We start from the raw sequence: 22,210 nt of genomic DNA on the forward strand, positions 1-22,210 counted from the left end.
CCGACAGGGCGGCACAGATTTTTTGGCACCCGCCTCCATCGGCCAAGGCCTCGCGGGGATTCCATCGAGGCACAGCTCGGTCGATGGCGGCGTTCACATCCCTCCGGAAGGCAGGCCCTCCGGCAAGCGGATCTGCCTGGCTTCGCCGCCGCCGCTCCAGCTTTCCAGATCGAGCTTCCACAGCGGCGGCAATTTTGCGAAGGGAGGCGTGGTATGGGCGATCACGATCGCCGCGCGCCGGCTGTCGGAATCGACCTTTAGGTTGATCGCCTTGACATGGGCCTTGATGGCGTCGAGCCCGATCTCGAGGATACCCGCGATCTCCTGGTTCGACTTGCCCTGGGCGATCCAGGATGCCACCTCGACCTGGCGCGGCGTCAGCGTGGGAAATGCCAGCCGCAGCCGGTGGGCCGGCGTGAGCTTGGCCAGGGTACGTTCCTGAGCCTGGCGGTAGCATCGCAGGATGTGAGTGCGGAAGGCCTGCAGCCGATCGCGATCATCATCGCTGAAAGCCGGCCGGCCCACGATGCGATGGCCGACGATCGAAACGGCATAACCTGAGTGCTCCATCACGATCCCGATCATCCGGCGGGCTCCGGACGGCAGGAATGCCTCCCTTGCGATCGGGAGTTCGATGAATTCCTCATCGCTGAAGAAGTCCGACTCGCGCAGGGCCTTATCGCCATAGAAGGACGGATCATGCTGCCAGAACGGATGGGAGTGCATATGCCGCGCGAAGGCCTGCATGGCGTTGGCCCGCCGGCCGGGATCGTCGCCGACGGATACCAGAGCGCGAAAGTCACGGCTGGGATGGTGAAATTCCGTGAAGCTTACCACTTCCGCATCGACCAGGCGGCCGATGGCGGCGAATAGAAGAGCGGGAAGCGTCTGCAGATCCGGCTCCGCTTCGTAGAGGCGAATGATCTCAGTATCGAGTTTGTTGTCCCTGTCCATGGGATCCTGCGGAAAAATCTGGGGTGCGATTTCAGTTTTTGCGTCGTTTCACCGATTGCAGAACCTACCTGCCGCAGTAATGCTCCGCGATCGACACCCATATCAGCACAATCATACCCCTTCGGGTAATAGTCAGACGAAGATTTATTGGGAATGTTGCTGTTCTATCCACCGTGGCGCAGCGCGTTGGATTCGTCAGTGGCCGGCGTTGCCGTGATCGGTCCTGACCCTTCGATATTCTATCGACGGCCGCCGGGGGCATTGCGGTGACGATATGGGAAGGCGCGGCGGCGGGTTCCGCTGCAGGGCAATCTGGCGGCCGGCGTGGCGGTCGCTCCAAAATTGCATCGAGCAGACGCCGTCTATGGGCGTTGGCCACGGTTTCTCCTCTCGCAATGATGCTCGGTGTGACCGGCCTGGCGGCCCCCGCTCGGGCCGGAGCCTGTACAGTCGACTCCACCGCCTGCGACGCTGCCGGCGGTGCGGGCTATGATCGTGGCGGCATCGGCGGGGCCGGTAATGGCGGCGGCGGCAACGCCACCGCCTTCGAGCCTGGCGGCGCCACGGTGCAAATCCCCGGCACGCTCGGGGATGCTGGCGAGGGCGGGGCCGGTGGGGCAGGGGAAGGCGCGGGAGGAACCGGCGGCGGGCGCCAGGTTATTTACGGCGTGGTTGTGGCTACTCCTGTCAAAGCCGACGACGGCTCGCCGGGATCGAATGGATTCAATTTTTCATCCGGCGGCGGTGGCGGCGGCGGCAACTATATTATCGGAACGAATCTCAGCGTTTCGGGCATTGGGGCTCTCCGTGGCGGCAATGGCGGCACCGGCGGTTTCGGAACGTCGGGCTCGGCAAGCAATGGCGGTGGCGGTGGCGGCGGTGGTGCGGGCGTGGTCTCCATTCAGCCGAATACCGTCATCGGCAACCAAGGGCTGATCCAGGGAGGCAATGGCGGCAATGGTGGTGGCGGCGGAAACCCGGGCGGCGGCGGTGGCGGTGGTGACGGTCTGCTGGTGTTCGGCAACGGTACGAACATCGCCAACCTGGGAACGATCGTCGGGGGCGTTGGCGGAAGCGGCACGGGCGGATCGATCGGAGGCAACAGTGGCGCCGGGGTCAACCTAGTCGGCAGCGGCGTCAACCTGATAAACTGGGCGGATATTGTCGGTGGGGCTGCCAATGGCGCCGAAGCCGGCATCGGTGTGATGACCAATGGCAACAGCACCATCCAAAATCATGGGAAGATCAGTGGCGGGCTCGAGGCCAATGGCCTGACCCATGGTGCCTCCATTCGCTTCGGCGGGACAGGCAACACGCTGAAACTGTGGTCCACCTCGATGCTGGTGGGCGACATCCAGCTGATCACCAACGCTGCTGCGACAATAACCGCACAGGAGGCCGGTGTGCCGGTGGTGAGCAATGCGATCACACTCGGCACCGGCTCCTCGGTGACGTTCGACACGACCGACGGCGATCTTTCGATTTCAGGCGTGATATCCGGCGCGGGGCAGGTCACGGCTACAGGCGGCGGCACGGTCGTGCTGTCAGGCGACAACAGCTATACGGGCGGCACCAGCATCTCTGCCGGGACATTGCAGCTCGGCGTCGGCGGCACCTCGGGCTCGATCGTGGGGAACGTGACGGACAACGGCCTATTGGTCGTCAATCGTTCTGACACCTCGACGCTGTCCGGTATCGTCTCGGGTAGCGGGGCGCTCGTGCAGAGGGGCACCGGCACCACCATCCTGACCGGCGCGAATACCTATAGCGGCGGGACCACCATCGAGAAAGGCACGCTCGCGCTCGGCGCCGGAGGCAGCCTCGCGGCGAACGGCAATGTGTTCATCACCGGAGCGGGCGGCAGCTTCGATATCAGCACTTCGGGCGGCAACCAGACCATCGGCGCCTTCGCCGGCAATGGGGGCACCACGATCATGCTCGGCTCGAACACATTGACCTCGAGCACTGCCTTCAACACGACCTATGGAGGGGCCATCACCGGTACCGGGGGGCTCGTGAAGCAGGGGGCGGGCACGCTGACCCTGTCCGGGCAGAACACCTATGGCGGCGGCACCACCGTAGCCGGAGGTACCCTGGCCCTTACGGGCGCGGGCAGGCTGGCTGCCAATGGCGCCGTGACACTGTCGGGCCCTGGCGCGGCCTTTGATATCAGCCTTGGATCTGGTGATCAGGCCATCGGCGCGCTCGCAGGTGTCTCCGGCACCGCGGTATCCCTGGGTAGCAACTCCCTGATCCTGAACACCGCCACATCGGTCGATTTCGGCGGCGGGATCACCGGCCAGGGCGGCCTCGTCGTGCAGGGGGAGGGTATCCAGATCCTTACCGGTGCCAACACCTACACAGGCGGTACGACGATCGCCGTCGGCACGAGTCTCCAGCTCGGCAATGGCGGCACGGGTGGCTCGATCGTCGGGAATGTGGCGGTCAACGGCGCTCTCATTCTCAATCGATCCGACAACCTGACCTTGGATGGCACCCTGTCGGGCAGCGGCGGGATCCTGCAGCGCGGCCAGGGCACGACGCGGCTGACGGGCGACAGCAGCGCTTTCACAGGCCGCGCCAGTGTTGTCGGCGGCAATCTCGTGATCGCCGGCCAGCTCGGCGCGCCCACTTCAGTCACGGGCGGGACCCTCACCGTGGACGGCGTGCTCGGCGGTCGGGTCGATGTCTACGGCTCTGGTACGGTGACCGGCGGGGGCACGATCGAAGGCGATCTCGTTTTCTCCGGCGGCGTTCTGACGGGAGCGGCCGGCAAGACTCTGACCGTCGACGGCAATCTCGACCTCGCCTCCAGCACGAACGTCAATGTTGCCCTGGGTTCGGCCTCGGCGACACCGCTCTTCCAGGTCGGCGGCAACCTCACGCTCGACGGCACGCTCAACGTCACCGACCAGGGCGGCTTCGGCCCTGGCGTCTACACCTTCATCGGTTACGGCGGCAGCTTGACCGATAATGGACTGGAGATCGGCACGTTGCCGGCCGGTGTCGTCCCGGACAACCTGACCATCCAGACCTCGGTCGCCGGTCAGGTCAACCTCATCTCCACCGCCGGTATGGCGCTCGGTTTCTGGGACGGCGAGAATGCCGGCCAGCGCGACAATGGCGCCGTGGACGGTGGCGGCGGCGTCTGGCGCGCCGACGGGCGCAACTGGACTGACAAGGACGGCTCCATCAATGGCCCCTATCAGCCCAACCCGACCTTTGCGGTCTTCCAGGGCACGGCCGGCACTATCCGCGTCGACGCCAGCGCCGGCGCGATCGCGTCCGCCGGCATGAATTTCGCCGTGGACGGCTATCGTATCGAGGGCGATGCCATCGCCCTCGCGGCCTCCGGCGGCGAGAGCATCATCCGCGTCGGCGACGGCAATCCGGCGAGTGCCATGACGGCGACCATCGCCTCCGAGCTCACCGGCTCCAACAAGCTGGTAAAGACCGATTATGGCCGGTTGATCCTCGCTGCCGACAACAGCTACAGCGGCGGGACCCGGATCGAGGGCGGCACGCTGCAACTCGGCAATGGAGGCACCACCGGCTCGGTTCTCGGCGATATCGCCAATGACGGCCTGCTCGCCGTCAACCGTTCCAACACCTTGACCCTGTCCGGCGTGATCTCCGGTTCGGGCGGGCTCTGGCAGGCCGGCAGCGGTACGACCATCCTGGCCGGCACCAACACCTATACGGGCGGCACCGAGATCGGAAACGGTACGCTGCAGATCTCGGCCGACGCCAATCTCGGCGCGACTTCCGGCGGCCTGATTTTCAACGGTGGCAAGCTGGCGACGACGCAGACCTTCGACATGGCTCGCGCCATCACGCTGGCGCAGGCCGGCGAGTTCAATGTCGGCGGCCATACCGTGCTGGGCCTGACCGGCGCCGTCTCGGGACCGGGCGACCTGCTCAAGACCGGAGGCGGGATCCTGCGTCTCGACAATGCCGGCAATGCCTATGGCAACACCCTGGTGCGCGAGGGCGGGCTGATCGGCAATGCCGCCTCGATTTCGGGCAATATCGGCAATGCGGGGATCGTCGTGTTCGACCAGACCACCGATGCCAGCTTTGCCGGCGATATCGTCGGCCTCGATGGGACCTCCGGTGTCATGGATAAGCGGGGAACCGGCAGCCTCACCCTCACGGGTGTTTCCAGCCTCGACTGGGCGATTGAGGCCGGCAACCTCACCAGCGCCGCCGAACGCTTCGGCGGCAGGGCGCAGATCGTCACCGGCGCTTCCCTCACCTTCGACCAGACGGCGAACGCCTTCTATGGCGGCTCCCTCCTGGGCAACGGCAAATTCATCAAGGCCGGCTCGGGCACGCTCCTCTATGACGGCGACAGTTCGGCCTTCGCCGGGACGACGGACGTCACCGCCGGCGAGCTGATCGTCGGCTCGGACGCCGGCCATGCCAGTGCCGTGCTCGGCGGTTCGCTCAACGTCGAGGACGGCGCCTTGCTCGGCGGCCATGGCACTGTCGGTTCCGGCGTCGGTTCCGTCATCACCATCGCTTCCGGCGGCACGCTCGCGCCGGGCAACTCCATCGGTACTTTCACCGTCAACGGCAATCTCGTCTTCGACGCGGGCTCGCATCTTGCCGTGGAGGTCGATCCCGCTGGCACGGATGCCGATCTCGTCCATGTCACCGGCAATGCCACGCTGAAGGGGGGCTCCGTCGCCCATATCGGCGCTGACGGTGCCTACAAACTGCGCTCAAGCTACACGATCCTGTCCGCCGACGGCACCTTGTCGGGCAGCTTTGACAGCGTCACCACCGATTTCGCCTTCCTGACCCCGGAGCTCGCCTATGACTATGGGGCGGGCACCGTCGATCTCAACCTCAAGCGCAATTTCATCGACTTCAGCAGCGTCGGCCAGACCCGCAACCAGCGGGCGACGGCCGGCGGCATCGAGAGCATCGGGCTGGCCGCAGGTCACCCGGTCTACGATGCCATCGCCCTTCTGCCCGACGACAAGGCGCTGATCCGCGCGGCTTTCGACCAGCTTTCCGGGGAGATCCATGCTTCCGCCAAGAGCGTGCTGATCGAGGACAGCCGCTTCATTCGCGATGCCGCCACCGGCCGTATCCGCGCCGCCTTCGGCGATGTCGGCGCTTCGTCCTTGCCAGTCACCGTCTATGGCGCGGGCGGTCCGCAGGCGGCTTCGCCCACCGCCGATCGGCTTGCCGTCTGGGGCCAGGGCTTCGGCGCCTGGGGCCGGATCGACAGCGACGGCAATGCCGCCAAGCTCTCGACCTCGACCGGCGGCTTCTTCGTCGGCGCCGACATGCCGGTTTTCGAGGCCTGGCGCTTCGGCGTGCTCGCCGGCTACAGCCGCAGCGACTTCAAGGCCCGGGATCGTGCCTCTTCCGGCACCAGCGACAATTACCATTTTGGCCTCTATGGCGGCACGAGCTGGAACGTGCCGGGCGGTCGGCTCGGCCTGCGCACCGGCCTCGCTTACACTTGGCACGACATCGACACCAGCCGCTCGGTCGTCATTCCTGGCCTCGTCGACAGCCTGAAGGGCGACTATCGCGCCGGCACCTTCCAGGCCTTCGGCGATCTTGGCTATCGGGTGGATACATCCTATGCATCGCTGGAGCCGTTCGCCAATCTCGCTTATGTCAGCCTCGACACGGGCTCCTTCACCGAGCAGGGCGGGGCGGCGGCGCTCCATGCCAATGGCCAGGCCACCGACACCTATTACTCGACCCTCGGCTTCAGGGCCGCGACGAATATCGATGTCGGCGGCACTACCGCCACGCTGCGCGGCTCGCTCGGTTGGCGCCACGCCTTCGGCACCACCACGCCGCTCTCGACCCAGGCCTTCTCCGTCGGCAACGCCTTCACTGTGGCGGCCGTGCCGATTGCCCGGGATGCGGCAGTGGTGGAAGCCGGCATCGACGTGGCGCTTTCGCGCGCCGCAACCCTCGGTCTTTCCTATGATGGGCAGCTTGCCGCTTCAGCCCGGCAGCATGCCTTCAAGGCGAATTTCAACTGGCGGTTCTGACGCCCGGCGCCAGTCGATTGCCTCGCAAAGCTGACTTCCGTTATATTGTTCACCAGGCCCGACAGCAATGATGGCTCATAGTCATGCCGGGCGCGGCATCATCGCGGATCGAGGCTGGGGAACGTCATGGCGAGTTTCGTGCAGTTCCTGCAATATTCCGGTGTGTTTGCCGCCCAAAACTTCCTGGTGGTCCCGGAGGGCGGCTTCAATCTGGTTTGCCTGCGCGATGCCCAAGGCGTTCACCTGGCCTACGACAAGGCCCGGCTGCAGATCGACGATATCAGCGTCGAGCAGGTCGAGCGCATTGCCCAGGATTATGTCGACACCCGCTACGGCAAGCTGCAGAGCCAGGAGCGCGACGATCAGTTGCTGCGCCTGCGCACCGCGCTCTATGGCACCATACGGCCGCAGGCCGGGGCACGCGCCCTCAAGGTTCAGGCCAAGGGGACCGGCATTCCCCCACTGACGGGCACGCGCGGCAGCACGGTCATCAAGCTCGACGTCGCCATCATGCCACGCAAGAGCTACTCGCTCGCCTTCAAGTTCCTCAGGCATTTCGACCAGGCGGGCAAGGTCGTCAACGCCACGAAGTTCAAGCCGGATGACGCGCCCTGGTTCCTCACCCGGCTGAACTGGATCTTCGGGGCCCAGACCAACATCTTCTTCACCCCGGCCGGCGCCGACTGGATCATGGTGGAAAAGGCCCTGGGGCCGAAGATCATGCGGGATGTCTTCCGCCAGGACATCGTGCCGCTTAAGCAGAATGGCGCCGATCTCACCTGCTTTCTCGTCGGCGATTACGATGCCATGGCGAGCGAGGCGGCGGGGCAGTTCCTGCCGGACGAGCAGGTCTGCGTGGTCGTCGACCGGGGCAATCCGGGAGTGTTCGACTATGGCGAGGCCTTCATCGGCGTGATGGCGCACGAGGTCGGTCACTTCCTGCACCACAAGCGCAATCTGGGTGGCAGCGGCCACCATAACCGCGGCGGCATCCTGCTTTCCAGCGGCCTCGAAAGCCTGGAGCTGGACAGGCAGCTCGTCAGCGACCTCAACGCCTGGACATAGCGCCTGGTTTTCCGGCGCTCCGGCGTGTTTTCGGCAGGTTCTGCGATTTGTCATGCCGGGTTTGACCCGGCCATCCACAAACACCGGCAAGGGGCTGGATTGCCGGGTCAAGCCCGGCAATGACAAGGTTCGCGCATATCAGAACTCTGCTGCAGGCAGCAGCTTCCCGCCTCAGGCCGGCAACACGACCACCTTCGTCCCCACCGGCGTCTGGCCGTAGAGGTGGAGCATGTCCTGGGTGAGCAGGCCGGTACAGCCGCTCGTAACGCCGGAGCCGATCGACTGGGGAATGATGGTGCTGTAGAGCGTGTAGAGCGTGTATTTGCCGTTCTGATAGAGATAGAGCGTGCGGGCGCCGAGCGGGTTGTTCAGGCCGGGCGGCATGCCGCCGGCATATTTAGCGGCCTCCGGCTGGCGCGCGATCATCTCCCTGGGCGGCGTCCACACCGGCCATTCGGCCTTGCGCCCGACATAGGCATCCCCATGCCAGAGGAAGCCCTGGCGGCCGACATTGGCGCCGTAGCGGGTGGCGATCCCCTCTCCCTCGATGCGGTAGACATAATATTTGCTCGGATCGACGATGATCGTGCCGACCGCTTCCTTGCTGGGGTACTGCACTTTTCGGCGATAATATTTCGGGTCGATCTTGCTGACATCGACCGCCGGGATCGGGAATTTCTCCTCGGGCACTGCCGCATAGAGCCTCGCCGCCTCGGCCCGGCTCAGGCCGCCTGACGTCGCACAGCCGGCCAGCCCCAGCGCGCCGAGACCGGCAGCCGAGCCGACCAGAAACGACCGGCGGCTGAGAAGTCCCGATCCGAGCCCGGGCTTGGCGGCCTCGTCCATCTCGCCGGTATCGGCAATCCCACCGTCCATGATCATGATCTTCGCGTTCCCTTGTCCCATTGCCCGACCAGAGAAGACAGCGGCATGGGCCGCCGAATGTCTCGCTGGGCTGAAATTGCCCTTACATGGTCCGATTGGCAAGCTCGGGCCTTCGCGCGGCCGGTTGCCATGCACCAAAATCGGTGATCTCTCGCGGGCCCGCAATCGACTTTCGCCGAACTCCGAGAAAGTTCTGCAGATCATGGCAGCGACGTCCGGGGCCAAGCCGCGCGCTTCATGCCTCGCCTATGGCGAAGGGAGCCCGCGACTTTTCCAGTCGCTGCGCGGGACCGGATTGCCGACCTGGAAGGCGAAGGCGATTACCTTCGTCGCCTTGGCATCGACTTCGCAGCGATAGCTCAGATCGTACCATTGCGAATTGGCGGCGAACGCCGCCTTGGAGTCCTCGAGCACGCTCCCTTGCTCGAGCAGTTCGCGAGGCAGCATATCGGGGACATAGGAGGGCGAAGCATGCAGCAATTGCTCGTGGAGTTCCGTCACGCAAAGCTGGCCCGCTCGCTCGCCGCGAGACATGCTTCCCATCGCGAGCATTGCGTTGATGTCGTTGGTTGTCTCCTGCGAAAACAAGGTCTTGGCTTCAGGAAGCTTGGAATTTGGTTGAGCTTGATTTTGGGCTTGAGCGTTGATTTTGGCTGGCGCGGCCGGTGTCTTTGTCGCGACATCCCGGGGAGCGGGATCGGCCGCAGCCGTCATCACGGGCAGTGGTTTCGGCTCACTTGTTTGCGCCGGATCGGGGCGGCCCGGAGGCGAGGCAGAACCGTTTGCGGAGCTGTTGCCATCCCTAGCCCTTCGAGGCCCACGATCCTTGTCGCCAAAAAGAAACACCGGCTTCATGACCGGCTGCGTCGCCTGCCGATCGCCCGTCGCCTTGGATGACGGTGGTTTCGCCGCACTTTCGGCCGGCGGCTGTGCGGGGCTGGCCGGCGGCGGAGCTTCGGCTTTCGGCTTTGGTTTCGGGGGCGGATCGACCGATTGTACCAAGTCGACCGTTATCGTCTGTTCTTCCTTCAGGGGTGATACCAGCGATCTCGGCAGGATGAGCGCGGCGACCAGCAAATTGAGGAGAAGGGAGGCCAGCAGGCTCCACTTCCACCATCGCTGATCCTGCTGATCGTTTCTCATCCCGGAAGATGTGGAACCAAATATCGGCAGTATCAAGCACGAGGGCCTGCCGGGTCGAAATATCCTTCGGCAGCTAGGGCGGATAGTCGCCACCGCCACACCTGCAGCTCGGCAACGGCTCATCGTGCGATGAAGTCCTTCCGCCACTTGCCAACAGCAACCTCATGGACTTCAAGGAATGAAACCAGGGTCGATTTTGGTATACTATGTGGTGCTGCGTTCTCGGGGCGGATGCGCGTGATGGATCAGGAGAGAATTCTAGCTGCAGTCCTCTTGGTCGATGTCGTGGGGAGCACGCCGCTCTATGAGCGCGTTGGCGATGTCGGCGCCTTGCGGCAAATCTCGGACTGCCTGGATGCGGTACGCGCGATCACCGCCCGATATGGCGGCGAATTCATTCACTCGAAGGGCGATGACGTCCTAAGCCTGTTCAAAAGGCCGGAGGCGGCACTGAAGGCTGTCCGCCAGATCAGCAGCCAGCTGACGAATGGGGCGTTGAGGACCAGGATCGGATTGCATTTCGGCGCGGTCATTCGAATGCGGGGCGACATCTTCGGCGACGTCGTCAATGTCACCGCGCGATTGTCCACCACGGCAAACCCCGGGGAAGTGCTGGTCAGCCAGAGCTTCTTCGAAGCGCTTATTCCGGAAAGCCGCAATGCCTTGCGGCTCCTCGACAGCATGGCCTTCAAGGGAAAGCAGGAGCCCTTCGATGTCTATACCCTGCGGGAGGACGATGTGGCGCTCAGCACGCAGCTTGCCCGCCAGAGCACGGTTTTCGATAGGCTTGCCGGGCCGGTACGGCACCTCAACCTCGTCATCCGATATGGCGATCAGCTGCGATCCTGCCGCAACAACGAATCCGTGACCATCGGCCGGTCCCCGGAGTGCGATATCGTCGTGCCGCGGCCCTGGGTCTCCAGGCATCACGCGACCTTCACCATTTCGAACGGCAGGGCCAAGCTTGCCGAGCGAAGCTCGTCGGGCACCTTCATGTCGACGGGGACGGATCTTGAAGTATTCGTGCGCCGCGAAGACGTTCTGCTCTTCGGCTCCGGCTTGATATCGCCCGGTGTGCGATCATCCCTCAGTGAGGCCCAGATTCTATACTACGAAATCATCTCGGGCTGACCGCTGCTCACGCAGTTCAGCAAGACCGGCGGTTCGCCGGTCTCCCAAAAAGGATAGGTGCCGCCTCACGGATTGACCCATTTATTCTTCGGGTTTTTCAGCCAATCCTGATAGTGCCCGATGATGTCGTCGCGTGTAATCTTGTAGCCCTTCCTGGCGGCGGCTGCCTCGATGTTGTCGATCATCATCTTGCCCATCGCCTGCATCACCTGATCGGCGTCGGGATTGCCGGTGGTCCAGCTCGTCGGCCAGCCTGTATAGGGGTTCCAAGGCACCGGAACGCCGCCCAGCTGAATGGGCGACAGATTGTCGGAGGCGATCTTGAGCCCCATGGTGCTGACATAGGCAAAGGCTGCGTAGGGTGCGGCCTGATCGAACGCCTTGTCCCAATCGATATTGGGTTGATCGAGTGCATCCAGGACACCGGGCGGTTGCCACTGGAAGGTGACGACCACCGAGCGGTCGCGTTCGTCCTCGTCGAGGGATTCCAGGTGCGGCCAGCTATCGCGATAGAACGGATTGGCGGACACCTGCTGCTTGGCTCCGGAGCCGCCGGACGTGAAGAATTTTGCCGATGAGCCGGCGAGCTTGCGCAAATATTTGTCGATGTTTGCCGCGCGTCGTTCGGAGAGGCCATTGTTGTCATAGCTCTCTCCGCCGGTCCGGCTGGCATGGCCTTCGACGCCGATCCTGAGCTCGGCATGCGCCTTGATGAACAGGCGCATTACGCCGTCGATCGCCTTCAGGTGCAGCGGCTTGGGCGCGTCGCTGCCCACGTCGTAATTATAGAGGAGGAAGAACGCGAAGTTCTTCATCGGCGCTGGCAGCCAGAGGGCCAGGCCGTCGCCTGTCTTGTTCGGATCGGTTCCCTTGCCCACGAGCTGCGCCAGGACCTCGTCGCGGATGCGAAGCCATTGGACGACCAGATTGTGGTCCGCCTTCGGGTCGAGCTTGCGCGAGATGCCGGTGCGCGCTCGAAACCGCCGATCGGCCTCTCCAGACACATAGTCGCGCTGAGGTGTGGACAGTTGTTCGTAACGCTTCGACCAGACGCCGGGTATGTATTGGTCGGTCATGTTCGCTCCACAAATGCGTTGCTGTGCAGAACGATCGGTCCTTGCCCGTCGCTCGGCGAGCGCGCGGGAGCAATCGTTCTAATGCGGGTTGAAGAAACCGAGAACGCGGGTGGCGGACAGCGAGTGCAGTGCCTGCACGAAGCCCTCCACACTCAGTGTTCGAGGTGTATCCAGGCGCATGCCGCTTCCACCGACCAGTCGCACGAAACTCGAATTGCCCAGGGCCGCGATCGCATCAGGATGCGGCTTGGCGTCGTCGTCGACGCCGGCACGTGCAAAAACCTCCTGGAAGAACGCGGGCATGATTGTGCCTCTATATTTTGCGCTCGCACGCACATCCCGGAAGAACAGCTCGCCGCGAACGGCAAGTTGCCAACGTCCGCGCGACCTGACACCGTGCCTTGTTTCAAGTCATTCGCCGCCAGCTCTTGCATGCAGCCAAAGGCGGATGGCTCAGGGATCCTTGCCCGGCAGCTCATTGCCGGATCCCGCTATATTATGCCAAGGCGCTGATCAGTATATCCCCCAAAGATGGGACCCCCAATAAGTATCGCCGGATTAGGGTGCTCATTGAAAAAGAGAATAGAATTTCTGAAAATATATTATTCTTATAGAAAATAACAATTAATACAATTTATGTTTATTTTCAAAATTTCCAAAAGGAAATTATCAAATTTGACGGGTTATGACGCAAAAAGCCGAGACTGTCATGTCAATATGAGAGTAAGATTCGATGTTTGGATATATAGTATTCGTGATTTTTTCTTGAAATTCAATCCAAATTGAAAGTAATTACATTTCTTGTCGACGATATTCTAGCCTCCAAAGCTCCCCGCCTGTCCCAACACATGCGCGTAGCCTCTGTCGAAATAGAGCAGGGCGTGGCCGTCCTTGCGGCTGCGGATGTCGACGACCTCGCCGATGAAGATGTGGTGGCTGCCCACCAGATGCCGGTCGATCAGGTGGCAGTCGAAGGAGACGATGGCGTCGGCCAGCGCCTGGTTGCCGGAGGGGAGGTCGATCCAGTCGGCGGCGGCGTAGCGGGCGTCCATGTCGGCGCGCTGGCCGGCGAAATAGCCGGCGAGGTCCTGGTGGTCCGGTGTCAGCACGTTGACGCAGAACCGGGCGTTCTCGATGAAGACGCCGGTCTGGGCCGAGCGGCTGTTCATGCATACCAGCAGGGTCGGCGGCTCGTCGGTCACCGAGCACATGGCGGTGGCGGTGAAGCCGCCGCGCCCGGCGCTGCCATTGGTGGTGACCACGTTGACGCTGGCGCAGACCCGCGCCATGGCGTCGCGAAAGTGGGTCCGGGAGACGGGATCGGGCATGGCGGCGGCCTCACTCGGCCGCGGCGGCGCGTGCCGGGCTGGCCTCGCCGAGCGGCGGCAGCCAAGTCTCACCGGTCCAGCCCTTCTCGTCGTAATCGGCCATGCATTGGTCGACCAGGGCTTCCATCTCCCGAAGGCGTCCGCCACGCTCGGCGCCCTTGAGCACCTGCAAGCGGACTTCCTCGGGTGCGCCGGCATAATTGAGCTCGTACAAAGCGTGGCGGCCGGCGAATTCCGTGCCCGTCGCGTCCCATAAGAGCTTCATGATCTTGATGCGCTCGACATGGCCCATGTCGTTGGAGCCGCGCACATATTGGGCGAGGTAGCGGTCGATCTCGGGGTTGGCGAAATCCCGGGCCGAGGAGGGCAGATAGATCAGGCCGGAGGCGATGGTGCGCCTGACGATGTCGATCACCCTGGGATAGGCTTCCGACATGAAGGTGCGGTAGGCGAGCGCCGCTTCCAGGTTCGGCAGCACGGCACCATCAGCCCAAGGAATGGGGTTGTGGGCCATGGCATTGGCGAAGGACCAGAACTGGTGGCGGATGGCGATGACTTCGCCGAGCATGGCCTGGTTGCCGCGGAAGGCATCGCCGCCGGTGGCGCGCAGGGCCTTGGCGAGCAGGCCGGCGAGGAAATCGAGCTTCACGCCGAAGCGGATGCAGCCCTGAAAGCAATAGCCATGCATGAAGCCGGAGGCGGGATGGAAGGACAGGATCTTGCCGGCATCGCGCAGCACCAGCACGTCCTCCCAGGGGACGAAGACATTGTCGAGCACCAGGATGGCGTCGTTCTCGTCAAAGCGGGAGGAGAGCGGATAGTCGAAGGGCTGGGCGGTGCGGTTGGCGGTTTCCTCATAGGAGGTCCGGCAGAACATCTTCACCCCTGGCGCGTTCATCGCCAGGATGAACATCACGGACAAGGACGGGTCCTCGGTGACGGTGGCCGAGCTCTGGGCGAGGAAATTGTAGTGGGTGAGGGCGGAAGAGGTGGCGACGACCTTGGCGCCGGAGACGTAGATGCCCGCATCGGTTTCCTTGGTGATGTGGACGAAGACGTCCTTCACCGCGTCGGCCGGCTTGTGGCGGTCGATCGGCGGGTTGACGATGGCATGGTTCATGAACAGCACGGCTTCCTGGGCGCGCTTGTGCCAGGCCAGCGCATTGTCCCTGAAGGGGCCGTACCAGTCGGCATTGGCGCCGAGCGTGTTCATCAGCGCCGCCTTGTAGTCGGCGGTGCGGCCCATCCAACCATAGGTCATGCGGGCCCAGTGGGTGATGGCGTCCTTCTGCGCCACCAATTCGGCCGAAGAGCGCGCGACGCGGAAATATTTGTGGGTGTAGCCGCCCGAGCCCGTGTCGGTCGGCGCGGTCAGGATCGGCTTGGTCTTCTCGTCATGCAGGGCGTCGTAGAGCCGGGCCAGCGAGCGCGCCGAATTGCGCATGGCCGGATGGGCGGTGACATCGGCTACCCGTTCGCCATTGATGTAAACCTCGCGCCCGTCGCGCAGCGAAGCGAGATATTCGGCACCCGTGAAGGGTCGTTTTGTATCGGCGCGAAAATCTTCTGATCGCATCGCCGTCCTCCCTGATGTTCGTTGAGGTGAGGCTAGGCCTTGCCGGCGGCGTGTGCCATGGACAGAATGGCAAAATCGCTTGTACTTTTTTCGGCAGCGCTGATGGCTGAGCAGGTTCCCAGTTTCTTCGTCTATGGCGAGCCCGATCGCCCGATCGATCTTGGGTTTTTGCATGTGGAAACCGTGATGGAGCGCAGATCACTGCATTCAGGCCGGGTTTCCGCTCATAAACATGACAGGATGGCTCAGATCACCTTCTGGAGCAGGGGCCGGGGCGAATATTTCATCGAAGATCGGCGGCTGGACTTTATCGCACCAGCTGTCAGCTTCATTCCCAGCGGCGTGGTGCATGGTTTCACTGTCGCGCCGGATGAAAGCGATGCCGTCGTCGCCTCGATTGCCGACAGTGCGCTGCCGCCGATCGCTGCGCTTTCGGCCCTGCCGATCGAGGAGCCGCTCATGGTGCGCGGACAGGCCGAGAGCCGTTTCTGGCCTTCTCTGGCCGCGACCATGCAGCGGCTGCTCGAGGAGTATCAGCTGGGGCAGGGGGCACCCCTGGCAGCCTTGCTGGCCGTGGCGATGAACGACATCGCCCTGCTCGGCCGGACCGGCCGTACCGGCGAACGCGAGGGCCATGACCTTGCTTTCGCCTTCCGGCGCCTGGTGGACCGGCATTTCCGGGATGCCTGGCCGGTCGAGCGCTATGTCGCGGCGCTCGGCACCACGCCGCATCTGCTCGCCAGGGCTTGCGGCACCTCCCATGGCCTGTCCGTCAAGGCCTTCATCGACAGGCGGCGCCTGATCGAGGCCAAGCGCCTCCTGGTCTTCACCATTCGCTCGGTCGAAGACGTCGCCTATGAGATCGGCTTTCGTGATCCAGCCTATTTCTCGCGCTTCTTCCGCAAGCATGTCGGCGAGCCGCCGGGCCAATGGCGCGCCGGGCAGGTGCAATCTTCCCATCTGGGGGCGGCGAAAGAACCATCGCCGACGGTTTGATCAAACGTCGATGTATGCGAGTAGTGCTCAATTCCCTGAGCCGCTATCGGGGGACGATGCATGGATGAAGTGAAGGAAGCGCTGCCGGTGATCGAGGAAGCAAGGTTGAAGGAAACGCGGCGTTCCCTGCCGATCGCGCTCCTGCGGGCGCGCGAGGCCGTCATGAGCCATTTTCGCCCCATGCTCGCCAATCACGGTGTGACGGAACAGCAATGGCGCGTGCTGCGTGTCCTGAACGAGGCTGGCACGCTCGATGCCTCCGAGGTCGCCGATCGTGCCTTCATCCTGGCGCCCAGCCTGACCCGCATGATCCGTTCGCTGGAGGAGCGCGGCTTCATCTCCAAGCACAAGGACAAGGGCGACGGGCGCCGCGTGCTCCTGAAGCTCGCGCCCGCCGGCGAAGACGTCATCCACGAAGTCCTGCCCGACAGCCGCAAGATCTATGCCGTGCTGGAAGAGCGTTTCGGCCGTGAGCGCATCGATCAGCTGGTCGACCTTCTGGGAGAACTCGCGACGTTTCGCAACGAATCCGAAACGCCCGATGATCTTGCGTGAGCCGATGACCGCACCCGCTTCAGTCCTGCACGAGTTGCCCGGTGGGGAAGAGCTGCTCGCCTGGTTCGGCCGGGTACCGAGCTTCCACGATGGCTATTTGCTGGAGATCGCCTTCTTCGGCAAGGGGCAGGCGCTCATGCGCATCCATGCCTGGATCCTGACGGACAAGGTCGATGACCAAGGCCATCTGATCACCGACAGACATGCCGTCGTCACCTTTGCCCTGGACGGTGTGAATACCATCGAGTGCAGAGATTTCGACATGGTGCCCGGCATCATCCTCGATCTGGATGTCACGCGGGTGGAGGAGGGCCTACGCTTCGAATGGAGCGCGAGCTATGGCGTGGGTGGTGCCGTCACGGCGCGGCAGGCCCGCATCACGCTGGAGCCGGGCAGGCCCTGAAGGCGTGCCTCGCGTGTCAGGCCGCGACCAGTTCACCCGCCTACCTGGCGGGTCGAACATTCATAGATCCTGTTTCCCGTGCGGGCGTCGATGCCTTCCAGGCTCACCTCATAGCCCCAGAGGCTGCGGATATGGCGCAGCGTCGCGTCGCGGCTGTTGGGCTCCAGCACGATGCCGTCATTGACCTTGTGCTGGAGGCGCAGATGCCGGTCGCCCAGCAGATCCACGTCGACGACCTGGATGTCCGAGCGGTTGGCGCCGATATCGTAGCTATGGGCGAGGGCGGTGCGAATATTCTCGTAGCCGCGCTCATTGTGGATCGAGGCGACCTTGTAGAAGGATTCGTTGGCGGCATCGGACAGGACGAACATCCGCCATTTGCGGATCAGCGTCGGGCTCAGATATTGGCGGATGAAGGACTCGTCGCGGTAATTGGCCCAGGCGTCGAGCAGGACTTCGCGCCAATTGCCGTTGCCCGCGAATTCCGGAAACCAGTCGCGATCCTCCGGCGTCGGCTCGGTCGAGATGCGCTGGATGTCCTGCATCATGTCGAGGCCGAGCGCATAGGGATTGATTCCGGAAAAGCGGGGATCGTCATAGCCCGGCTGGAACACCACGTTGGAATGGTTGCGCAGGATCTCGAGCATGGCGCCCTCGCTGATCCGGCCACGGTCGAACAGCGCGTTCATCAGCGTATAATGCACGAAGGTGGCGCAGCCCTCGTTCATCACCTGGGTCTGGCGCTGCGGATAGAAATATTGGGCGATGACACGCACGATCCTGAGGATTTCCCGCTGCCATGGCTCGAGGATCAGGCTGTTCTTCTCCAGGAAATAGAGCAGGTTTTCCTCGGGAAGATTGAGTGCTTTCTTCCGCTCGGGCGTGCCGTCCTTGGCATCGTCGGGCCTGTCGCCGCCTTTGGAGGGCGGCAGCGTGCGCCAGAGATCATTATAGGTGCGCTCTTCATATTCCAGCCGCTCGCGCACCCCCTCGCGCTGCTTTTCCGAGGATAGTTTGGGCGGGCGGCGATAGCGGAACACGCCCTGTTCCATCAGTGCATGGGCGGCATCGAGTATGGCCTCCACTGCAGCGACGCCATGCCGTTCCTCGCAGCGGGTGATGAAGCCCTTGGCGAAATCGAGATAGCCCAGGATCGCGCCCGCATCCGTCCATTGCTGAAACAGATAATTGTTCTTGAAGAAGTGATTATGGCCGAGCGCCGCATGGGCCGTCACCAGGGCCTGCAGGGCCATGGTGTTTTCTTCCATCAGATAGACGACGCAGGGGTTGGAGTTGATGACGATTTCATAGGCGAGCCCGCGTCCACCCTTGCGGTACATCAGCTCCTGATGGAGGAAATGCTTGCCGAACGACCAATGTCGATACATCAGCGGCATGCCGACGGACGAGTAGGCGTCGAGCATCTGTTCGGAGGAGATGATCTCCATCTGCACGGGATAGGTGTCGAGATTGAGCTCCTCGACCGCCAGCGCCTCGATGGCATCATAGGCCCGCGACAACGTCTTGAAGTTCCAGTCCGAGCCTGAGAACAGCAAGTCGGCGTTGGGCGCATGCTTGGGCGTCGGCTTGGGCATCGGCGCTCCTTTCACCCGCCCTGCGAGGCGGGCTGCCTGGTGAAGAGCTGGCGAAAAACCGGATAGATGTCCGAAGCCTTGGCGATGCGGCTCATCTGGAAGTTCGGCCAACGCTCGGTAACGGCCGCATAGGCCTGCCAGAGCGAGGTTCCGTTCTCGGTGCCGCCGAAGATATGACTCTCGCGCTCGTCGATGATCTCGACATAGGCGAAATACTGGCACAGGCGCATGATCTCGCCATCGAGCAGCGCGATGCAACGCCCGGAATCGGTGGCGATGTTGTCGCCGTCCGAAGCCTGGGCGGCGTAGATGTTCCATTCATTGGAAGGATAGCGCTCCTTGATGATGCGCTGCATCTCCTCTAGGGCGGTCGAGACCACGGTGCCGCCGCTCTGCGTCGAGTAGAAGAAGGTCTCCTCGTCGACTTCCTGCGCCTCATGGGTATGGCGAATGAAGACGATGTCGGTGCGCTCGTAGCGCCTTTTCAGAAACAGGTGTAGCAGGACGAAGAAGCGCTTGGCCAGGTCCTTTTCCCGTTCCCCCATCGAACCGGACACGTCCATGAGACAGAACATCACCGCATTGGCGTTCGGCAGCGGCTGCGCGTCGAAGCGGTTGAAGCGGATGTCGACCGGATCGATATAGGAGATCACCCGGCGCCGGCGCTCCAGCCGGTCGAGCTCCGCGTGCAGCTCGGCGATGCGCTGGTGGGCTGCGGCTCCCGCTGTTCCGGTATCGAGCTCCTGCAGTTCCTGGAGGATCGCGTCCAGGTCCTCCTGTTTCGGGCGCTTGAGGGCAATGCGGCGGCCATGGCTGTTGCGCATGGTGCGCCCGACATTGATATTGGTCGGCGAGCCGCTCACCGAAAAACCCGCCCGCCGCGGCTTGACGATCAGGATCTCCTTGAGGTTGAGCTTGACCATATCGGGCAGCTCGAGATCCTCGAAGAAGAGGTCGAGTACCTCCTCGCGGGTCAGCACGAAGCGGAAATCGTCTTCCGAGTCGGCCAAGCCCGGAGCCGAGCCTGACCCTGCTCCCTGATTGGGCTTGGAGACCCTGTCGCCCGGCGCAAACTGCTTGTTGCCGGGCAGGACGTGATGGCGACCGCCGCTGTCCCTGGCTTCGCGGAAAGTCGGTTCGCTCGTGCCGTGCACCGGCATCGAGACGGAATGCTTGGCATCCACATCCGCGATCTTGCCCGTCTTGATCTGGTCGCGGATGCTCTGCTTCAGCTCGGCGCGTGCCCGACGCAGGAAGCGCTGACGATTGCCAAGGCTCTTGTCCTTGGGGTTGAGGCGGCGATCGATAAAGATTGGCATGGGAACACCACCCGGCCGGGATCAACCCGCCTTGTTTACACGCATATACCAATCCACCAGCCGACGCACCTGCCGCTTGGTGTAGCCGCGCGCCTCCATGCGCTGCACGAACTCCGTATGCCGCTTCTCGGTCACGCTGTCCTGCTTGGAGCCGAAGCTGATCACCGGCAGGAGATCCTCAACCTGCCCGAACATCCGCTTCTCGATGACTTCCCGCAATTTCTCATAGCTGGTCCAGGCCGGGTTGCGGCCGTTGTTCCTGGCCCTGGCGCGCAGGGTGAATTTAACCACCTCGTTGCGAAAATCCTTGGGATTGGCGATGCCGGCCGGTTTTTCGATCTGGGATAGCTCCTTGTCGAGCACCTCGCGGTTGAGGACCTGGCCGGTATCGGGATCTTTGTAATCCTGATCCTCCACCCAGGCATCGGCATAGGCGATGTAGCGGTCGAACAGGTTCTGACCATATTCCGAGTAGGATTCCAGATAGGCCTTCTGGATCTCGTGCCCGATGAACTCGGCGTAGCGGCTGGCTAGCTCCGATTTGATGAAGTCGAGATAGGTGGTTTCCGTTTCCTTCGCGAACTGCTCGCGCTTGATCGCCTCCTCCAGGATGTACATCAGGTGCACGGGATCGGCGGCCAGTTCCTGGGTATCGTAGTTGAAGGTCTGCGACAGGATCTTGAAGGCAAAGCGCGTGCTGACGCCGGTCATGCCCTCATCGACGCCGGCGGCATCGCGATATTCCTGGACAGCCTTCGCCTTGGGATCCAGCTCCTTGAGATTTTCGCCGTCATAGATGCGCATCTTGGTGTAGAGCGGCGAATTGTCGAACTCGGCCAGCCGGGTCGACACCGAGAAGCGGCTGAGGATATCGAGCACCTCCGGCGCGCAGGGGCTGCTGGCCAGTTCGCTTTCGCGCAGCAGTTTTTCGTAGATCTGCCTTTCCTCGGTGACGCGCAGGCAATAGGGCACCTTGACCACCAGGATGCGGTCGAGGAAGGCTTCGTTGTTCTTGTTGCTCTTGAATTGCAGCCACTCCGACTCGTTGGAATGGGCCACGACGATGCCCTGATAGGGGAAGGCGCCGAAATTTTCGGTGCCATTATAGCTGCCTTCCTGGGTGGCGGTCAGCAGGGGATGCAAAACCTTGATCGGTGCCTTGAACATCTCGACGAATTCGAGCAGCCCCTGGGTCGTGCGGTTGAGCCCGCCGCTGTAGGAATAGGCGTCCGGGTCCGACTGGCTGAAATGTTCGAGTTGGCGGATATCGACCTTGCCGACCAGGGCTGAAACGTCCTGGTTGTTTTCGTCGCCAGGCTCGGTCTTGGCGATGCCGATCTGGCGCAGCCGCGAGGGCACCAGCTTGACGACACTGAATTTGGAGATGTCGCCGGACAATTCATCGAGACGCTTGGCCGCCCATGGGGAGATCAGGCCATTCAGGCGCCGCCGCGCGATGCCGTATTTGTCTTCCAGGAGCTCGCCCATCCGATCCGGATTGAACAGGCCGAGCGGCGACTCAAAAACCGGGCTTATCTTACCGCCCACTTTGAGCGTGTAGATGGGGCGCTCTTCCATCAACTTCTTCAGCCGTTCCGCTAGGGAAGACTTGCCACCGCCGACGGGACCGAGGAGGTAGAGGATCTGCTTGCGCTCTTCCAGGCCCTGGGAGGCATAGCGGAAATAGCCGACGAGCCGCTCGATCGTATCCTCCATGCCATAAAAATCGGCGAAGGCAGGATAGGTCTTGACCGTGCGGTTGGCGAAAATCCGCCCGAGGCGCTCGTCCTTGCTGGTATCGACCAGTCTCGGCTCGCCGATTGCGTCAATCATCCGCTCGGCCGCGGAGGCGTACATCGACTGGTCCTCGCGGCATGCGAGCAAATATTGCTGGAGGCTCATCTCCTCCTGCGCCGCGCTGGTATAATGTTCCGCAAACAGGTCGAAAACGTCGCTTCTCTCAGTCATGGCAGCCTCCCATGGTGGCTGATCGGGTTGACTGCGCCCTTGCTCACTCAACTGCAGGAAACCCGTAGAGTTCCGAGTGACTCACAAAGAACATCCGCTAAGATTGCGGCAGATTATGGTAGTCTGGTGCCGATAAGTATTTTTATCTAGAGTGCGATCGAAAAATTAATGTTCGTCGCTCAGCCACCTCACG

The 22,210-nt window shown here is 62.8% G+C and carries 16 protein-coding genes; 6 read left to right on the forward strand and 10 right to left on the reverse strand.

Annotated elements, in window-relative coordinates; genetic code table 11:
- Nucleotides 1-93: 93 nt before the first annotated feature.
- Complete coding sequence (locus tag QM672_RS23390) at nt 94-954, reverse strand: helix-turn-helix transcriptional regulator (RefSeq protein ID WP_415085476.1); 861 nt, start codon at nt 952-954, stop codon at nt 94-96.
- 407 nt (nt 955-1,361) lie between these two features.
- Between QM672_RS23390 and QM672_RS23395 the strand changes: the two genes are divergently transcribed.
- Both QM672_RS23395 and QM672_RS23400 read left to right on the forward strand, forming a co-directional pair.
- Nucleotides 1,362-6,977 (forward strand): autotransporter domain-containing protein, encoded by a 5,616-nt coding sequence (locus QM672_RS23395; protein WP_415085478.1) that lies wholly within the window; start codon nt 1,362-1,364, stop codon nt 6,975-6,977.
- Nucleotides 6,978-7,103: 126 nt separating this feature from the next.
- Nucleotides 7,104-8,042 carry a hypothetical protein gene (locus QM672_RS23400; RefSeq protein ID WP_415085480.1) on the forward strand — a complete coding sequence of 313 codons (939 nt, stop codon included), beginning with the start codon at nt 7,104-7,106 and terminating at the stop codon, nt 8,040-8,042.
- Nucleotides 8,043-8,213: 171 nt separating this feature from the next.
- Here QM672_RS23400 and QM672_RS23405 read toward each other — a convergent pair whose 3' ends face one another.
- Entirely contained in the window at nt 8,214-8,924 is a 711-nt protein-coding gene (locus QM672_RS23405) for a L,D-transpeptidase (RefSeq protein WP_367626010.1), read from the reverse strand.
- Nucleotides 8,925-9,173: 249 nt separating this feature from the next.
- Nucleotides 9,174-10,070 (reverse strand): DUF930 domain-containing protein, encoded by an 897-nt coding sequence (locus QM672_RS23410; protein ID WP_415085482.1) that lies wholly within the window; start codon nt 10,068-10,070, stop codon nt 9,174-9,176.
- 129 nt (nt 10,071-10,199) lie between these two features.
- On the opposite strand from QM672_RS23410, the gene QM672_RS23415 reads away from it, so the two are divergent.
- Entirely contained in the window at nt 10,200-11,201 is a 1,002-nt protein-coding gene (locus tag QM672_RS23415; protein ID WP_415085484.1) for an adenylate/guanylate cyclase domain-containing protein, read from the forward strand.
- A 65-nt stretch (nt 11,202-11,266) separates the two neighbouring features.
- Here QM672_RS23415 and QM672_RS23420 read toward each other — a convergent pair whose 3' ends face one another.
- The 4 genes from QM672_RS23420 to QM672_RS23435 all read right to left on the reverse strand — a co-directional run bounded on the left by QM672_RS23420 (nt 11,267) and on the right by QM672_RS23435 (nt 15,181).
- A complete protein-coding gene (locus QM672_RS23420; protein ID WP_311944005.1) occupies nt 11,267-12,277 on the reverse strand; it encodes an OmpA family protein in 1,011 nt (336 codons plus the stop codon).
- A 78-nt stretch (nt 12,278-12,355) separates the two neighbouring features.
- Complete coding sequence (locus tag QM672_RS23425; RefSeq protein ID WP_311944006.1) at nt 12,356-12,580, reverse strand: hypothetical protein; 225 nt, start codon at nt 12,578-12,580, stop codon at nt 12,356-12,358.
- 512 nt (nt 12,581-13,092) lie between these two features.
- Nucleotides 13,093-13,605, reverse strand: coding sequence for a flavin reductase (locus QM672_RS23430; RefSeq protein WP_311944008.1), 513 nt, complete (start codon nt 13,603-13,605; stop codon nt 13,093-13,095).
- A gap of 10 nt (nt 13,606-13,615) precedes the next feature.
- Complete coding sequence (locus tag QM672_RS23435; protein WP_415085487.1) at nt 13,616-15,181, reverse strand: 4-hydroxyphenylacetate 3-hydroxylase N-terminal domain-containing protein; 1,566 nt, start codon at nt 15,179-15,181, stop codon at nt 13,616-13,618.
- A 102-nt stretch (nt 15,182-15,283) separates the two neighbouring features.
- Between QM672_RS23435 and QM672_RS23440 the strand changes: the two genes are divergently transcribed.
- The 3 genes from QM672_RS23440 to QM672_RS23450 are packed head-to-tail and all read left to right on the forward strand — an operon-like array spanning nt 15,284 to nt 17,135.
- Entirely contained in the window at nt 15,284-16,177 is an 894-nt protein-coding gene (locus QM672_RS23440) for a helix-turn-helix domain-containing protein (RefSeq protein WP_415085489.1), read from the forward strand.
- Between the two features lie 60 nt (nt 16,178-16,237).
- Nucleotides 16,238-16,732, forward strand: coding sequence for a homoprotocatechuate degradation operon regulator HpaR (hpaR, locus tag QM672_RS23445; RefSeq protein WP_311944012.1), 495 nt, complete (start codon nt 16,238-16,240; stop codon nt 16,730-16,732).
- Nucleotides 16,719-17,135: a hypothetical protein gene (locus tag QM672_RS23450; RefSeq protein ID WP_311944013.1), complete on the forward strand. Its 417-nt coding sequence runs from the start codon at nt 16,719-16,721 to the stop codon at nt 17,133-17,135. The genes hpaR and QM672_RS23450 overlap by 14 nt, the downstream gene beginning before the upstream one ends.
- A 32-nt stretch (nt 17,136-17,167) precedes the next feature.
- On the opposite strand, the gene QM672_RS23455 is transcribed toward QM672_RS23450, so the two are convergent.
- From QM672_RS23455 to QM672_RS23465, 3 genes are read right to left on the reverse strand one after another with little or no spacing between them, the layout of a single operon-like run.
- Nucleotides 17,168-18,730 (reverse strand): SpoVR family protein, encoded by a 1,563-nt coding sequence (locus tag QM672_RS23455; RefSeq protein ID WP_367626002.1) that lies wholly within the window; start codon nt 18,728-18,730, stop codon nt 17,168-17,170.
- Nucleotides 18,731-18,741: 11 nt separating this feature from the next.
- Nucleotides 18,742-20,049 carry a YeaH/YhbH family protein gene (locus tag QM672_RS23460; protein WP_311944016.1) on the reverse strand — a complete coding sequence of 436 codons (1,308 nt, stop codon included), beginning with the start codon at nt 20,047-20,049 and terminating at the stop codon, nt 18,742-18,744.
- A 21-nt stretch (nt 20,050-20,070) separates the two neighbouring features.
- On the reverse strand, nt 20,071-22,017 hold the full coding sequence (locus QM672_RS23465) for a PrkA family serine protein kinase (protein WP_311944017.1): 1,947 nt from the start codon (nt 22,015-22,017) through the stop codon (nt 20,071-20,073).
- Nucleotides 22,018-22,210: the final 193 nt, after the last annotated feature.

Source organism: Labrys sp. (in: a-proteobacteria), from assembly GCF_047605565.1.
In the GTDB taxonomy this organism is placed as follows: Bacteria; Pseudomonadota; Alphaproteobacteria; order Rhizobiales; family Labraceae; genus Labrys; species Labrys neptuniae.

Coding starts and splice junctions, on each gene's coding strand:
- QM672_RS23390 (WP_415085476.1), bottom strand. CDS start 954: ATGGACAGGGACAACAAACTCGATACTGAGATCATTCGCCTCTACGAA.
- QM672_RS23400 (WP_415085480.1), top strand. CDS start 7,104: ATGGCGAGTTTCGTGCAGTTCCTGCAATATTCCGGTGTGTTTGCCGCC.
- QM672_RS23405 (WP_367626010.1), bottom strand. CDS start 8,924: ATGATCATGGACGGTGGGATTGCCGATACCGGCGAGATGGACGAGGCC.
- QM672_RS23410 (WP_415085482.1), bottom strand. CDS start 10,070: ATGAGAAACGATCAGCAGGATCAGCGATGGTGGAAGTGGAGCCTGCTG.
- QM672_RS23415 (WP_415085484.1), top strand. CDS start 10,200: ATGAAGTCCTTCCGCCACTTGCCAACAGCAACCTCATGGACTTCAAGG.
- QM672_RS23420 (WP_311944005.1), bottom strand. CDS start 12,277: ATGACCGACCAATACATACCCGGCGTCTGGTCGAAGCGTTACGAACAA.
- QM672_RS23425 (WP_311944006.1), bottom strand. CDS start 12,580: ATGCCCGCGTTCTTCCAGGAGGTTTTTGCACGTGCCGGCGTCGACGAC.
- QM672_RS23430 (WP_311944008.1), bottom strand. CDS start 13,605: ATGCCCGATCCCGTCTCCCGGACCCACTTTCGCGACGCCATGGCGCGG.
- QM672_RS23435 (WP_415085487.1), bottom strand. CDS start 15,181: ATGCGATCAGAAGATTTTCGCGCCGATACAAAACGACCCTTCACGGGT.
- QM672_RS23440 (WP_415085489.1), top strand. CDS start 15,284: ATGGCTGAGCAGGTTCCCAGTTTCTTCGTCTATGGCGAGCCCGATCGC.
- hpaR (WP_311944012.1), top strand. CDS start 16,238: ATGGATGAAGTGAAGGAAGCGCTGCCGGTGATCGAGGAAGCAAGGTTG.
- QM672_RS23450 (WP_311944013.1), top strand. CDS start 16,719: ATGATCTTGCGTGAGCCGATGACCGCACCCGCTTCAGTCCTGCACGAG.
- QM672_RS23455 (WP_367626002.1), bottom strand. CDS start 18,730: ATGCCCAAGCCGACGCCCAAGCATGCGCCCAACGCCGACTTGCTGTTC.
- QM672_RS23460 (WP_311944016.1), bottom strand. CDS start 20,049: ATGCCAATCTTTATCGATCGCCGCCTCAACCCCAAGGACAAGAGCCTT.
- QM672_RS23465 (WP_311944017.1), bottom strand. CDS start 22,017: ATGACTGAGAGAAGCGACGTTTTCGACCTGTTTGCGGAACATTATACC.